13 protein-coding genes are annotated in these 14,057 nt (G+C 66.8%); all 13 read right to left on the bottom strand.

The window, feature by feature from the left end; genetic code table 11:
• Positions 1-41 precede the first annotated feature (41 nt).
• Positions 42-1,802, bottom strand: coding sequence for an urease subunit alpha (gene ureC / locus ABWV23_RS08575; protein WP_353346982.1), 1,761 nt, complete (start codon positions 1,800-1,802; stop codon positions 42-44).
• Positions 1,803-1,890: 88 nt separating this feature from the next.
• Positions 1,891-2,706, bottom strand: a complete 816-nt coding sequence (locus ABWV23_RS08570) for a cyclase family protein (RefSeq protein WP_353346980.1) — start codon at positions 2,704-2,706, stop codon at positions 1,891-1,893.
• Between the two features lie 59 nt (positions 2,707-2,765).
• Positions 2,766-3,074: an urease subunit beta gene (locus tag ABWV23_RS08565; protein WP_353346978.1), complete on the bottom strand. Its 309-nt coding sequence runs from the start codon at positions 3,072-3,074 to the stop codon at positions 2,766-2,768.
• Positions 3,071-3,244: a hypothetical protein gene (locus ABWV23_RS08560; RefSeq protein ID WP_353346976.1), complete on the bottom strand. Its 174-nt coding sequence runs from the start codon at positions 3,242-3,244 to the stop codon at positions 3,071-3,073. The genes ABWV23_RS08565 and ABWV23_RS08560 overlap by 4 nt, the downstream gene beginning before the upstream one ends.
• An 11-nt stretch (positions 3,245-3,255) precedes the next feature.
• The gene (locus ABWV23_RS08555) at positions 3,256-3,558 is read right to left on the bottom strand and encodes an urease subunit gamma (RefSeq protein WP_353346974.1); all 303 of its coding nucleotides are present in this window, start codon (positions 3,556-3,558) and stop codon (positions 3,256-3,258) included.
• Position 3,559: 1 nt separating this feature from the next.
• Positions 3,560-4,471, bottom strand: a complete 912-nt coding sequence (locus tag ABWV23_RS08550; protein ID WP_353346972.1) for an urease accessory protein UreD — start codon at positions 4,469-4,471, stop codon at positions 3,560-3,562.
• 228 nt (positions 4,472-4,699) lie between these two features.
• Positions 4,700-5,773 (bottom strand): BMP family ABC transporter substrate-binding protein, encoded by a 1,074-nt coding sequence (locus ABWV23_RS08545; protein WP_353346970.1) that lies wholly within the window; start codon positions 5,771-5,773, stop codon positions 4,700-4,702.
• A gap of 31 nt (positions 5,774-5,804) precedes the next feature.
• Positions 5,805-6,725, bottom strand: coding sequence for an ABC transporter permease (locus tag ABWV23_RS08540; RefSeq protein WP_353346968.1), 921 nt, complete (start codon positions 6,723-6,725; stop codon positions 5,805-5,807).
• 1 nt (position 6,726) lies between these two features.
• A complete protein-coding gene (locus tag ABWV23_RS08535) occupies positions 6,727-7,806 on the bottom strand; it encodes an ABC transporter permease (protein WP_353346966.1) in 1,080 nt (359 codons plus the stop codon).
• Positions 7,807-7,872: 66 nt separating this feature from the next.
• Positions 7,873-9,390, bottom strand: a complete 1,518-nt coding sequence (locus tag ABWV23_RS08530) for an ABC transporter ATP-binding protein (protein WP_353346965.1) — start codon at positions 9,388-9,390, stop codon at positions 7,873-7,875.
• Complete coding sequence (xdhC, locus tag ABWV23_RS08525; protein WP_353346963.1) at positions 9,387-10,337, bottom strand: xanthine dehydrogenase accessory protein XdhC; 951 nt, start codon at positions 10,335-10,337, stop codon at positions 9,387-9,389. Before xdhC ends, ABWV23_RS08530 begins: the two co-directional genes overlap by 4 nt.
• A complete protein-coding gene (gene xdhB / locus ABWV23_RS08520; protein WP_353346961.1) occupies positions 10,327-12,675 on the bottom strand; it encodes a xanthine dehydrogenase molybdopterin binding subunit in 2,349 nt (782 codons plus the stop codon). Before xdhB ends, xdhC begins: the two co-directional genes overlap by 11 nt.
• Complete coding sequence (gene xdhA, locus ABWV23_RS08515; protein ID WP_353346960.1) at positions 12,672-14,045, bottom strand: xanthine dehydrogenase small subunit; 1,374 nt, start codon at positions 14,043-14,045, stop codon at positions 12,672-12,674. Before xdhA ends, xdhB begins: the two co-directional genes overlap by 4 nt.
• Positions 14,046-14,057 lie beyond the last annotated feature (12 nt).

Here is a 14,057-nt window from a genome sequence, read left to right as displayed (position 1 = left end):
CGTCGGTCGTTCGAGAAGATCCGCATCATTCGCCCCTTTTGTCAGAACATGAAATAGCGCTGCGCCATCGGCAGCACCTCGGCCGGCTGGCAGGTCAGCAATTCGCCGTCGGCGCGCACCTCGTAGGTCTCGGGGTTCACCTCGATCCTCGGGGTGGCATCGTTCAGCTTCATGTCGGACTTGCCGATATCACGGGTGCCGCGCACCGCCACCGTGTCCTTGGCCAGCCCCAGCCGCGCGCCGATGCCACTGGCCAGCGCCGCGTCCGAGACGAAGGTGACGGCCGAGTTCTCCACGCTGCGCCCATAGGCGCCGAACATCGGCCGGGAATAAACCGGTTGCGGCGTCGGGATCGAGGCGTTGGGATCGCCCATCTGCGCCATGGCGATGGTGCCGCCCAACAGCACCATCTCGGGCTTCACCCCGAAGAACGCGGGCGACCAGAGCACCAGGTCGGCGCGCTTGCCCACCTCGATGCTTCCGATCTCGTGGCTGATCCCGTGCGCGATGGCGGGGTTGATGGTGTATTTGGCGATATAGCGTCGAACCCGCAGGTTGTCGTTGTCGCCGGTCTCCTCGGACAGGCGGCCGCGCTGTTTCTTCATCTTGTCGGCGGTCTGCCAGGTGCGGATCAGCACCTCGCCGACCCGGCCCATCGCCTGGCTGTCGCTGGCGATGATCGAAAACGCGCCAAGGTCGTGCAGGATGTCCTCGGCGGCGATGGTCTCGCGGCGGATGCGGCTTTCCGCAAAGGCCACGTCCTCGGGGATCGACTTGTCGAGGTGGTGACACACCATCAGCATGTCCAGATGCTCTTCCAGCGTGTTCACCGTGAAGGGCCGGGTCGGGTTGGTCGAGGAGGGCAGGACGAAATCCTCGCCGCAGATCTTGATGATGTCGGGGGCGTGACCGCCGCCGGCGCCCTCGGTGTGAAAGGCGTGGATCGTACGCCCCTTCATCGCGCCGACGGTGTGTTCGACGAAACCGGATTCGTTCAGCGTGTCGGTGTGGATCATCACCTGCACGTCCATGTCGTCAGCCACCGAGAGACAGCAGTCGATGGCGCCGGGCGTGGTGCCCCAGTCCTCGTGCAGCTTCAGCGCGCAGGCTCCGCCCAGCACCTGTTCCTCCAGCGCGGCGGGGAGCGAGGCGTTGCCCTTGCCGGCAAAGGCCAGGTTCATCGGAAAGGCATCGGCAGCCTGCAGCATCCGCCCGATATGCCAGGGCCCCGGTGTGCAGGTGGTGGCCAGCGTGCCATGGGCCGGGCCGGTGCCGCCACCCAGCATGGTGGTCAGGCCCGAATGCAGCGCATCCTCGATCTGTTGCGGGCAGATGAAGTGAATGTGGCTGTCGAAACCGCCGGCGGTCAGGATCCGGCCTTCGCCCGCGATCACCTCGGTGCCGGGGCCGATGATGATGTCGACGCCGGGCTGGGTATCGGGGTTGCCGGCCTTGCCGATCTTTTCGATGCGGCCGGACTTCAGGCCGACGTCGGCCTTGTAGATGCCGGTCCAGTCGACGATCAGCGCGTTGGTGATGACGGTGTCCACTGCGCCATCCGCGCGGGTGACCTGGCTTTGTCCCATGCCGTCGCGGATCACCTTGCCGCCGCCGAACTTGACCTCTTCTCCGTAGACCAGTGCGTTGTCGCCCGAACCACCGGTCTGGGCGCGGCCCGCGGCCTCGGCGGTCAGGTCACGTTCGACCTCGATGATCAGGTCGGTATCGGCCAGCCGCAGCCGGTCGCCCATGGTGGGGCCGAACATGGCGGCGTAATCGGCGCGTCTTATGGAGGTGGGCATGGCGATATCCGGTATCCGTTTGGTGTCAGGAATTGGGTCGAGTGGGAACGGCCCGGCCAGCGCCGGGCCATCCCCGAAGGTGCAGCCGTCAGACCACGGCCATCACGCGGCCCGGTCCGCCGGTCGCGCCGCCGATCTTGGGCGCCCCGACGAAGATCGTCGCCCCCTTGGCGGGCAGCTTGTCGAGCCCGGCGAGGCATTCGATGCCGTAGCGCCCCGAGGGCAGCCAGCCGTAATGCACGGCGAAATCCGCCGAACTGCCCGGATCGAGCGAAAGCGTGTCCACCCCGATCGAGACAACGCCCATCTCGGCCAGCATGTCGGTCGCGCTTTTGGAAAAGCCGGGAAAGGCGAAATTTCCGTCCGCGTCATTGCGGAACGAAGGATCGCCCAGCTTGTGCTCCCAGCCCGAGTTCATCGCCACGCAGGCCCCTGCCGGAATGTCGCCATTGGCGCTGATCCAGGCGGCGATGTCCTCGGGTTCGAGCATGCAGTTCGCATCCTCTGCCGCCTTGGCCTTGATGTCGATGACGCAGAGCGGACAGACGAAGTTCTCGACCGGCATTTCGTCGATCGAAACGCCGTCCTCGGAGAAATGCAGCGGCGCGTCGAGGTGGGTGCCCGAATGCTCGTCATAGGTGACGCGAAACAGTTGGTAGCCCGATTCTTCGAATTTCACGGTCTTTTCCATGGAAATCCCGGGCGCGCCGCCAAAGGTCGGGAACTCGGGCGTGAAGGTGTGGGTCATGTCCACCACCTTGCCCATGGCCTCGGCCAATGCAGGCTTTGCCGCCGTCATCCCCAGCGTGGCCACCGCCGCGCCGCTCAGCGCGCTCGCCTTGAAGAACTGGCGCCGCGAAAGCATCTTTTCCTTTACCGAGTTCATTACGCAGATATTGCACATAGCGATTTGTCCTTTCCGCTAACCTCTCTGTTGGGTCCAACCAGAGGCCGGGGCCGAATCTAGTCGAGCACCCCCATCACCCGTTGATTGAACCCGTAGACTTTCCGCGCACCGGTCATCGGGATCAACTGAACTTCGCGTTTCTGGCCCGGCTCGAACCGCACGGCGGTGCCCGCTGCTATATCAAGGCGCATCCCGCGCGCCGTCGCGCGGTCAAAGTCGAGCGCGGGGTTGGTCTCGGCGAAATGGTAATGGCTGCCGACCTGAACCGGGCGGTCGCCGGTATTGGCCACCATCAGCGTGATCGCCTCGCGGCCGGCGTTCAGGGTCAGGCTGCCTTCGGCCGGGAAAAGCTCGCCCGGGATCATTTTCGGACCTTGACCGCGACCGCGACCAGCCCGGCCGCGATCACCGAGCCAAGCAACAGCATCGTGCCGACGCCGATCCCGTGGGGGTGCATATGCGCGCCCTCGTGGGCCAGTGCCGGGGCGGCGAGGGTCAGGACGGACAGGGCGGCAAGCGGGGCAATGGTTTTCATGGGGTATCTCCTTAGCGGATCGGGTTGTGAACGGTGACGAGCTTGGTGCCGTCGGGAAAAGTGGCCTCGACCTGGACCTCGTGGATCATCTCGGGGATGCCCTCCATGCACTGGTCTCGGGTGATGACCTGGGCGCCGGCCTCCATCATCTCGGCCACGCTGCGCCCGTCGCGGGCGCCTTCAACCACCGCGTCGGTGATCAGCGCGATCGCCTCGGGGTGGTTCAGCTTGACGCCACGCGCCAGCCGCTTGCGGGCGACCTCGGCGGCCATGGCCACCATCAGCTTGTCTTTCTCGCGGGGGGTCAATTGCATGTCAGGTCATCCATGAACGTGGGATCGCATTGTCGGTCAGCCGGGTCAGTACCGGCACCAGCACCTGCCGCAGGGCGTGGCTGTCAGGGGCCAGCAGGCGCATGGCCAGCAGGTCGGGGCGGATCAGGCTGACGCCGCCGGAGGCAGGCATCAGCGCCCGCAGGGCGTCAAGATGCGCTTCGGCTTCGGGCGCGACCAGGACCAGGCTGGCCATCGCGCCGGCGCCGTCGGCCACAGCGGGACGGGCAAGATGGGCGGTCGCGTCGCCCGAGAACGCCAGCGCATCGGTATAGATCGGCACGCCCTCTCGCGTGATCTCGATCCGGTCGCGAAAGCGGATGTCGGTCAGGGTCTCGCCCATCGCGGCGCGGCCAAAAACCAGCGGTTCCAGCAGCAGCAGCCGGGCAGAGGGGGCCAGATCGACGCACAGTTTCCGGTGCAGCGATGCGCCGTTGTAAAGGATGGTCTCCTGCGGCAACCAGTCGAGTCGCGCCCCCGCTGCCACCTGTGCGCGGGTGCGAACCTGGGCAATCTCTCCGGGCTGGGCGCGATAGGCGCGCTCGGCGGCCTGCGTCGTCACCGAAAGGCGAGAGTCCGCGCCGACCTCGAGCGACGTGGAAAACCGATCGCCGCCGGTGATCCCGCCCGCCGTGTTGATCAGGATCGCTTCGAGGGTCGGACCGACGGGGCGGGGAAACAGCGCCTTGAACGCACCGCTTTGATGCAGCGTGGCCAGCGCCGAGCGCGCGCCGCCCTGTTTCGAGCCGATGCCGACCCGACCGATCGCGCGCGGTTGCGCGGCGGGCTGAAACAGCTCAGGTCGGTGTGTCTGGCAGGTGATGGGACCGTCCCCCGGGAAGCCGCATGTCGCCGCATTTTCGCGCGAAGGCCCGGTATCTGCATTCTGTTTCACCGAAACCGCAGGGGGATCGCGAGATTTGATTAAAAAATAGTCGAAATATGCCGCATGCGGCGCATTATTGCGCGGTTCGCGGAGTCCAGACCTTTTCGGCCGTTTCCCTTGGCCTCTTCTTTCGTCGGCCCCGCCACGAGACCAGTAGGGCAAAAGGAAAACGGCCGCGACTGGAGTGTCGCGGCCGTCCGGGTTTCGGTACAGTCAGTTCCCGTCGTGTGCCGGGGCTTACTGCGGGATCTCGCCGGTGATCCCCTCGACGAAGAAGTTCATGCCGGCCAGCGTGCCGTCGTCGGCAACCTCGCCCTCGGCCAGCCATGCGCTGCCGTCCTGCTTGTTCAGCGGGCCGGTGAACGGGTGGTAGGAGCCGTCGGCGATCGACGCCTTCAGCGCCAGCGCCTCTTCCTTGACCTCGGCCGGAACCGCGTCCGAGATCTCGCCGATCTTGACCATGCCGGCGCCGATCCCGTCCCAGGTGTTCACGGTTTCCCAAGTACCGTCCATCACCGCCTTGGTGCGGGCGATGTAATAGGGCGCCCAGTTGTCGATGATCGAGCTGACGCGTGGCGACGGGGCGTATTCGCCCATGTCCGAGGCCTGGCCAAAGGTGATCACGTTGCCGGCCGCCTTGGCCGCCGCCTGCGGCGCGGTGGAATCGGTGTGCTGCAGGATTACGTCGGCGCCCTGTTCGATCAGCACCTTGGCCGCGTCGGCCTCTTTCGCCGGATCGAACCAGGTGAACGCCCAGACGATCTTGAACTCGACGTCCGGGTTGACCTTCTTGGCGTGGATATAGGCGGAGTTGATGCCGCGGATCACCTCGGGGATCGGGTAGGAGCCGATATAGCCCACCACGTTGGACTTGGTCATGCGCCCGGCGATGGTGCCCTGCACCGCGCGGCCTTCATAGAAGCGGGCGGAATAGACCGAGACGTTCGGCGCGGTCTTGTAGCCGGTGGCGTGCTCGAACTTCACGTTCGGGAACTTCTTGGCGACGTTGATGGTCGGGTCCATGTAGCCGAACGAGGTGGTAAAGATCAGGTCGGCGCCGTTCAGCGCCATCTGCGTCATCACCCGCTCCGAGTCCGGGCCCTCGGCCACGTTCTCGACATAGACGGTCTCGACCTTGTCGCCGAACTCGGCCTCGACCGCCAGGCGGCCCTGGTTGTGCTCATAGGTCCAGCCGCCGTCACCGACCGGCCCGACATAGACAAAGCCGACCTTGGTTTTGTCCTGGGCCACCGCTCCGGTGGCCAGGCCCAGCACCATCGCGGCACTGGCGAGAAGAGATGTCAGTTTCATTCAGGGTCCCCCTGGTTGATGTCATTTGCCCCTAGTGCGAGGCATGGAAAATACGGCCCAAAGAGGCAGGCGCGCTGCTCTTGTCGGCCGACAGGATCACGAGCACGAGGATCGTCACCAGATAGGGCGACATTGCCAGATACTCGACCGGAATGGCAACGCCGGCCGCCTGCAGATTGAGCTGCACGACGGTGACGCCGCCGAAAAGATAGGCGCCCAGCAGCACGCGCCAGGGCTTCCAGCTGGCGAAGACCACCAGCGCCAGCGCGATCCAGCCGACACCGGCGGTCATGCCCTCGGTCCACTGCGGCACCCGGATCAGGCTGATATAGGCGCCGCCAAGTCCGGCACAGGCGCCGCCAAACAGGATCGCGGCGATGCGGATGCGCACCACCTTGTAACCCAGGGCATGGGCGGCATCGTGGTTTTCGCCCACCGCCCGCAGGATCAGGCCGACGCGGGTGAATTTCAGCACCGCCCAGACCGCCGCGATGATCGCCACGCCGAGGTACAGAACCAGGTCGTGCGAGAACAGGATCGGCCCCAGAACCGGCATGTCGCTGAGGCCGGGGATATGCAGCTCGGCCATCTGTGGCGGTTTGACTCCGACATAGCGTTGCCCCATCAGCGAACTCAGCCCCAGCCCGAACAGGGTCAGCGACAGACCGCTCGCCACCTGGTTGGCCAGCGCCACCTGCGTCAGGATGACGAACAGCAGCGACAACAGCGCACCGCCCACCGCCGCCGCCAGGAACCCCAGCCAGGGCGACCCGGTCTCGACCGCGATGGCGAACCCGCTGATCGCACCGACGATCATCATCCCCTCGACACCGAGGTTCAGCACGCCGGATTTTTCCACCACCAGTTCACCGATCGCCGCCAGCAAAAGCGGCGTCGCCGCCACCATCAGCGAGGCGATCAGCAGAACGGGATTGATTGCACTCAGGTCCATGTCACGCCACCTCCGGCTTGCGCCAGGCGACGCGGAAATTGGTCAGAAGATCCAGCGCCAGCAGGAAGAACAGCAGCATCCCCTGGAACACCTGGATCGCGGCGGCGGGCAGGCCCAGCTGCCCTTGCGCGATCTCGCCGCCGATATAGGTCAGCGCCATCAGTCCGCCAGCCAGCAGAATGCCCACCGGGTGCAGCCGCCCGAGAAAGGCCACGATGATCGCGGTGAAGCCGTAACCGACGTTGAAATCGATGCTGACCTGTCCGGCCGGACCGGCGACTTCGAACAGCCCCGCCATGCCGGCCAGCGCCCCCGAGATGCCAAGGCACATCAGGATCAGCCGCGCCGGGCGCACGCCGGAAAACCGCGCCGCGCGGGGGGCCGCGCCGGTCAGCCGGATCTGGAACCCCAGCATGTGCCGGTTCAGCAGCACATAGGCGAAGATCACCGCGATCAGCGCTGCCACCACGCCCCAATGCATGCCGATGTCCTGGCTGATCCAGCTGTTCCCCGAGGCGTATTCGTTCAGGTTGCGACTGCCCGGAAAGCCGAACCCCTCGGGGTTCTTGAGCAGCCCCAGCGACATCGAGGCGAGGAATTGCTCGGCCACATAGACCAGCATCAGCGAGACCAGGATCTCGTTGGTGCCGAACCGCACCTTGAGGATCGCCGGGATCGTCGCCCAGGCCCAGCCCCCCAGGGCGCCGGCGATCACCATCAGCGGAAAGATGTACCAGGCCTCGATTGGATAGAACGCCAGGCCCACGCCGGCGCCGGTCAGGGATCCGATGATGTATTGCCCCTCGGCCCCGATGTTCCAGATTCCGGCGCGAAAGCCCAGGCTCAGCCCGATCGCGATCAGCACCAGCGGCGCCCCCTTCACCAGCAATTGCGGGCGATAGTAAAAGGCGAACTCGCCGAACAGCGGCTCCCAGAAGATCGTCTCGATGGCCAGAAACGGGTTGGTGCCCAGCAGCCCGAACAGCAGCCCGCCGAACAGCATCGTCGCCAGCACCGCCGCCAGCGGCGTCGCCATCGACCAAGCCTGCGACGGCTGCGGCCTTTTTTCCAGCCGGATCATGCGCGGCCCCCTGTTGTTCTGTCGTGTTGGAATGGTCTTGCGAAGGGCGGGACCGGTGCCGGGCGATCACACATGCGCAACCTCCATGCCATGCGCCCCGCCCATCATCAGGCCGATCTCCTCGACGCTCAGCCCGGCGGTCGGGCGCGGCGTGCTCAGCCGACCCTCGTTCAGGGCCGCGAACCGGTCGGCGATCTCCATCAGCTCGTCGAGGTCCTGGCTGATGCAGATCACCGCCGCACCGCCAGCGGCCAAGTCCAGCAGTGCCTGCCGGATCGAGGCCGCGGCGGCGGCGTCGACGCCCCAGGTGGGCTGGTTCACCACCAGCACCTGCGGGTTCTGCAACACCTCGCGTCCGATCACGAATTTCTGCAGGTTGCCGCCCGACAGCGCCCGCGCGGCGGTCTCCGGCCCCGGCGTGCGCACGTCGAAATCGGCGATGATCTGCTCGGCAAAGGTCCGCGTCGCGCCCCACCTGAGAAAGCCGTTGCGCGCCAGTTTTTCCCGTACCGACCCGGTCAACAGGGCGTTTTCCGTCAGGCTCATGTCCGGCGCGGCGGCATGGCCCAGCCGCTCTTCCGGCGCGGTCAACAGGCCCAGCGTACGCCGCGCGGTCGGCCCCAGCCGCCCGATCGGCTGGCCCAACAGCTTGACCGCGCCCGCCTCGGTCAGGACCTCGCCCGACAACACGGCCAGCAGTTCCTCCTGCCCGTTGCCGGCAACGCCGCCGATGCCGACGATCTCGCCCTGTTGTACCGACAGGTGGACGTTCTTCAGCGCGGTGCCGAAGGCCGAGGGCGCGGGTGCCGACAGCCCCGAGATGTCCAGCGCCACCTCGCCCAGCGGACGCCCGGCGCGCTCGGGTGTCTGCAGCGTGCTGCCCACCATCATCTCGGCCATGTCGCGCGCCGTGGTCTCGCGCGGGGTGCAACTGCCCACCACCTTGCCCAGCCGCAGGATCGTCGCGGTGTCACACAGGGTGCGGATCTCTTCCAGCTTGTGCGAGATGTACAGGATCGCCGTGCCCTCGTCGCGCAGCTTGCGCAGGGTCTCGAACAGGATGTCGACCTCCTGCGGAGTCAGCACGCTGGTCGGCTCGTCCATGATCAGCAGCTTGGGGTCCTGCAGCAGGCAGCGGATGATCTCGACCCGCTGGCGTTCCCCGGCCGAAAGATCCCCGACCGTGCGGAACGGGTCCAGCGGCAGACCATAGGTCTCGGACACCTCGCGGATACGCGCGGCGAGGTCCCGCATCGGCGGCGGGTTCTCCATCCCCAGCGCGATGTTCTCGGCCACGTTCAGCGCATCGAACAGCGAGAAATGCTGGAACACCATGGCGATGCCGTCGGCCCGCGCCGCGCGCGGCTCGCCCGGCGCGTAAGGCCCCCCGCGTAGCTCCATCGTGCCGCTGTCGGGCTTGACCAGCCCGTAGATCATCTTGACCAGCGTCGATTTGCCGGCGCCGTTCTCGCCCAGCAGCGCATGCACCTCGCCCTCGCCGATCCGGAACGAGATGTCGTCATTGGCGATCACGCCGGGATAGGCTTTGGTCAGCCCGTTCAGGTTCAGCAAGGTTTGGCTCACGCGCGTCGCTCCTCGGTTTCTGCCATGGGTCTTGTCCTTGTTGCGCCCGGGCGCATCAATTGCGCCGCGACGCCGATGGCGATCTGCTGCGGATGTTTGCCCAGCGCCGGGTCGCCGATCGGGCAGGTGATCCGCGCGATGGTTTCCGGTGCATGGCCCAGCGCGCGCAGCCGCGACCGGAACCGCGCCCATTTCGTAGCCGATCCGATCAGCCCCGCAAAGTCGAACCCGAGGGAAAGCAGCCGGTGGCACAATTCCAGGTCGAGCGCATGCGAATAGGTCACGATCAGATGCGCGGCCTGCGCCGGCGCATGGCGCACCAGGTCGGCCGGGTTGACCGCCGGCAGCACCGTCACCGTCGTCGGCACGTTTTCAGGGAACCGCTCCGGCCCGGTATCGACCCAGGTGATCGCCAGATCGGGCAGCGGGGACAGAACATCGACCAGCGCCCGCCCCACGTGCCCCGCGCCCCAGATCCACAGATCGCGAGCGGGCCGCGTCACCGGTTCCACCATCCAGCCGTCGATCAGTGCAGGAGCGGGTCGCACCCCCTGCGCCCGCGCCGCATCCTGCAACCGCCGCACTGCCAGCGGCATCTCTGCCGCCCCGGATACCGGCCGGGCGATCACCGCGCCCTCAAGCGCGGCAAGGGCCTGTGCATCATAAACCTCGCTCAGCAGGCTCACCGCGCCACCGCAGCATTGGCCCAGCTCCGGTCCCAGCGCGTGGCGCGTCAGCCGGTTGGCCTCGCGTTGATCCCGCGCTGCCTTGGCCGCCTCGAATTCCAGCGCGCCGCCGCCGATGGTGCCCGACTGCCCTGTGTTCCAGACCAGCATCGCCGCCCCGACCTCGCGCGGAGAGGAGCCGCGCAGATCCGCGATCACCACCCGGGTGACGCGGCCATGTTCCGCCACGGCGGCCTTCAGCGCGTCGCGATCAAAGCTCATCGCGCATCCTCCGGATCGCCGCCCAGACCCGCTCCGGCGTCGCCGGCGCATCCAGATCGGGATAGGCGTCACCGCAGGCCGCGACCGCATCGCTGAGCGCCAGGAAGGCCGAAATGCCCAGCATGAACGGCGGCTCGCCCACCGCCTTGGAGCGATAGATGGTGTCCTCGCGGTTCTTGCCATCCCAGAGCGCGACGTTGAACACGTCCGGCTGATCGGAGAACGCCGGGATCTTGTAGGTGCTGGGCGCATGGGTTCGCAGCCGCCCCTTGTCGTCCCAGACCAGTTCCTCGGTGGTCAGCCAACCGGCGCCCTGCACATAGCCGCCCTCGACCTGGCCGATGTCCAGCGCCGGGTTCAGACTGGCGCCGGTGTCATGCAGGATGTCGACCCGCAACAGGCGGTACTCGCCAGTGCGGATATCCACCGCCACCTCGCTCACCGCCGCGCCATAGGCAAAGTAATAGAACGGCCGCCCGGTGCCCCGGATACGGTCCCATGCAACCTTGGGCGTCTTGTAGAACCCGGTGGACGACAGGCTGACCCGCCCCTCGTAACAGCGCTGCGCTGCGTCGGAAAACGTCATCACCGCGGCGCCGACCTGTACGTTTCCGCCCTCGAAATGGACATCCTCCGGCCGGGCCTGGTGTTCGGCCGCCAGATGCTCGGCCATCCGCGCCCGGATGGTGTCGCAGGCCGCCTTCACCGCCATTCCGTTCAGGTCCGACCCGGAGGAGGCCGCCGTCGCCGAGGTGTTGGGCACCTTGGCGGTATCGGTCGCGGTGATCTTGACCGCAGCCAGATCAATCCCGAACCGGCTGGCCGCCACCTGCGCCACCTTCTGGAACAGCCCCTGTCCCATCTCGGTGCCGCCGTGGTTCAGATGCACCGAGCCGTCCTGGTAGACATGCACCAGGGCACCGGCCTGGTTCAGATGAGTCAGCGTGAAGGAGATGCCGAACTTCACCGGCGAGAAGGCGATCCCCTTCTTGATCGCGACGTGCTCCGCGTTCCACGCCGCGACGGCCTGCTTGCGCGCGGTGTAATCCGAACGCTCCAGCAGCACCTCGGTGATCCCGTGCAGTTCGAAATCCTCGACCTCCTGCCCATAGGGCGTGGTCAGGGGGTGCCCGCCCTTCCTTTCACCAGAAATATCCCGGGGGGGCTCCGAAGGAGCGGGGGCAGCGCCCCCCCCGGCCTCGGCGTAGTAATTGCGCCGCCGCAACTCGACCGGCTCGATCCCGAGTTGATGCGCGGCATGATCCATCAGCCGTTCCATCCCCAGCATGCCCTGCGGCCCGCCGAAACCGCGGTAGGCGGTGGCGCTCTGGGTGTTGGTCTTCAGCCGGTGGCTCTCGATCCGTGCATGAGGCAGCAGATAGGCATTGTCGGCGTGCAGCATGGCGCGGTCGGCCACCGGGAGTGACAGGTCCATCGCCCAGCCGCAGCGGGCGTATTGCACGAACTCGACGCCCCTGATCCGCCCGTCGGCGTCGAAGCCGGCGCGATAGGCGATGCGGAAATCGTGCCGTTTGCCGGTGATCGTCATGTCGTCGTCGCGGTCATAGCGCATCTTGCAGGGCAGCCCGGTCGCCCGTGCCGCCACCGCGCAGGACACCGCCAGCGCGTTGCCCTGGCTTTCCTTGCCGCCGAAGCCGCCGCCCATGCGGCGAATCTCGACCCGGACTGCGTGCATCGGCACGCCGAGCGCCTCGGCCACCTTGTGTTGGATCTCGGTCGGGTGCTGGGTCGAGGACTGGACGATCATGTCGCCGCCCTCCTGCGGCAGCGCCAGCGCCGCCTGTCCCTCAAGATAGAAATGCTCCTGCCCGCCCATCTCGAAATGGCCCTCGACCACATGCGCCGCGCCGTCGATCGCCGTGGCCGCATCGCCCTTTTCCCAGATCACCGGCCCGCCCTCGAACCGGCTGTCGGCCGCGAGCGCCTGGTCGATGGTCAGGATCGGCTCTTCCTCGATGATCTTCACGTTACCGAGCCGGGCCGCCTTGCGCGCGGCCAAGTGGGTTTCGGCCACCACCAGGAACAGCGGCTGACCGACATAGTTCACCTGATCCACCGCCAACAGTGGTTCGTCATGGATCGAGGGAGAGACATCGTTGGCAAAGGGCAGATCCGCCGCTGTCATCACCGCCACCACGCCGGGGGCGGCGCGCACCGCGGCCAGGTCCATCACCGTGATCTGCCCGCGCGCGACCGGGCTAAGGCCAAAGGCCAGGTGCAGCGTGTCGCGCGGCATCGGCACGTCGTCGATATAGCGCGCGGTGCCGGTCACATGCAGCCGCGCGGCGTCATGGGGCAGGGGTTTGGTCACGCTCATGCCGGGACCTCCTGCACCGAGGTGGTGTCATCCATGTCTTGCGCGAAATACCGCTCCAGCATCGCCCGCGCGGTTTCCAGCCGGTAGGTCGCGCTGGCGCGCATGTCGCTCATCGGGGCAAAGTCCGCGTCGAACCCTTGCTGCGCCATGCGGATCGTGTCGATTTCCCACGGCTGACCGACAAGCGCGCTTTCCACCTGCGCGGCGCGCTTGGGCACCCCCGCCATGCCGCCAAAGGCGATGCGGGCCGCGGTGACGATCCCGTCCTCGACCCGGATGTTGAAACAGCCGCAGACCGCCGAGATGTCCTGGTCGAACCGCTTGGAAAGCTTGTAGCATTTCAGCCGGTCGTCCTGGCGCGGAAAGCTGACCGCCTCGACGAATTCGCCGGGCTCGCGATCCTGCATGCCATAATCGAGAAAGAATTTTTCCAGCAGCATCGCCCGTCGCGTATCGGCGCGCCGCAGGTGCACCACCGCGTCCAGCGCGATCAGCGCCGGCGGGTTGTCCCCGATCGGCGAGCCATTGGCGATATTGCCGCCCACCGTCGCCGCCCCGCGCACCTGGGCCGAGCCATAGCGGCGGATCATCTCGGCATAGGAGGGGTGCAGCGGCGCGATCGCCGCGCCAAAGCTGTTCATGTCGGTCATCGCGCCGACGCGCACCTCGTGTTCGCCGATCTCCACGCCCTTGAGGTCGGCGCAGCGGTTGAGAAAGATCACCGGGTCGAGGTCACGTAGCGACTTGGTCACCCAGAGCCCGACGTCGGTGGCCCCGGCCACCAGCGTGGCCTCGGGGTGTTCGGCGTAGAGCGTGGCCAGCTCGTCGGCGCTTTGTGGCGCGACGGACAGGCGGGGGATCCCGTTTTCCGTCAGCCAGGCGGCGTCGCTTACCATCCATTCCGGCACCGGCTGCTCTGCGGCAGCTTCGGCGGCGCGCAGGATCGGCGCGTAGCCGGTGCAGCGGCACAGGTTGCCGGCCAGCGCGGTCGCGTGGTCGGTGTTGCCGTTCAGATGCGCCACCGCCATCGACACCACGAAGCCCGGCGTGCAGAAGCCGCACTGGCTGCCGTGGTGGTCGATCATCGCCCGCTGCACCGGGTGCAGTTGCCCCTTGGGGCCGGAGATCCCCTCGATGGTGCGCACCGCGCGCCCGTGCAGTTGCGGCAGCAGCAGGATGCAGGCGTTCAGTGCCCGCGCCCCTGATCCGTCGGTCACCATCACCGTGCAGGCGCCGCAGTCGCCCTCGTTGCAGCCCTCCTTGGTACCTGTCAGCCCGCGCTTCTCGCGCAGCCAATCCAGAAGCGTCCGCGTCGGCGTGACATCCGACAGCGCAACAGCCTCTCCGTTCAGAAGAAACCTGATTTCCATCTTGAAACCGGT

The sequence above is a fragment of the Aquicoccus sp. SU-CL01552 genome (genome assembly GCF_040365005.1).
Lineage (GTDB): Bacteria > Pseudomonadota > Alphaproteobacteria > Rhodobacterales > Rhodobacteraceae > Antarcticimicrobium.
This window is presented reverse-complemented; position numbering and strand designations above follow the sequence as displayed.

Coding starts and splice junctions, on each gene's coding strand:
- xdhC (WP_353346963.1), bottom strand. CDS start 10,337: ATGAGCTTTGATCGCGACGCGCTGAAGGCCGCCGTGGCGGAACATGGC.
- ABWV23_RS08555 (WP_353346974.1), bottom strand. CDS start 3,558: ATGCAATTGACCCCCCGCGAGAAAGACAAGCTGATGGTGGCCATGGCC.
- ABWV23_RS08565 (WP_353346978.1), bottom strand. CDS start 3,074: ATGATCCCGGGCGAGCTTTTCCCGGCCGAAGGCAGCCTGACCCTGAAC.
- xdhA (WP_353346960.1), bottom strand. CDS start 14,045: ATGGAAATCAGGTTTCTTCTGAACGGAGAGGCTGTTGCGCTGTCGGAT.
- ABWV23_RS08560 (WP_353346976.1), bottom strand. CDS start 3,244: ATGAAAACCATTGCCCCGCTTGCCGCCCTGTCCGTCCTGACCCTCGCC.
- ABWV23_RS08535 (WP_353346966.1), bottom strand. CDS start 7,806: ATGATCCGGCTGGAAAAAAGGCCGCAGCCGTCGCAGGCTTGGTCGATG.
- ureC (WP_353346982.1), bottom strand. CDS start 1,802: ATGCCCACCTCCATAAGACGCGCCGATTACGCCGCCATGTTCGGCCCC.
- ABWV23_RS08540 (WP_353346968.1), bottom strand. CDS start 6,725: ATGGACCTGAGTGCAATCAATCCCGTTCTGCTGATCGCCTCGCTGATG.
- xdhB (WP_353346961.1), bottom strand. CDS start 12,675: ATGAGCGTGACCAAACCCCTGCCCCATGACGCCGCGCGGCTGCATGTG.
- ABWV23_RS08570 (WP_353346980.1), bottom strand. CDS start 2,706: ATGTGCAATATCTGCGTAATGAACTCGGTAAAGGAAAAGATGCTTTCG.
- ABWV23_RS08545 (WP_353346970.1), bottom strand. CDS start 5,773: ATGAAACTGACATCTCTTCTCGCCAGTGCCGCGATGGTGCTGGGCCTG.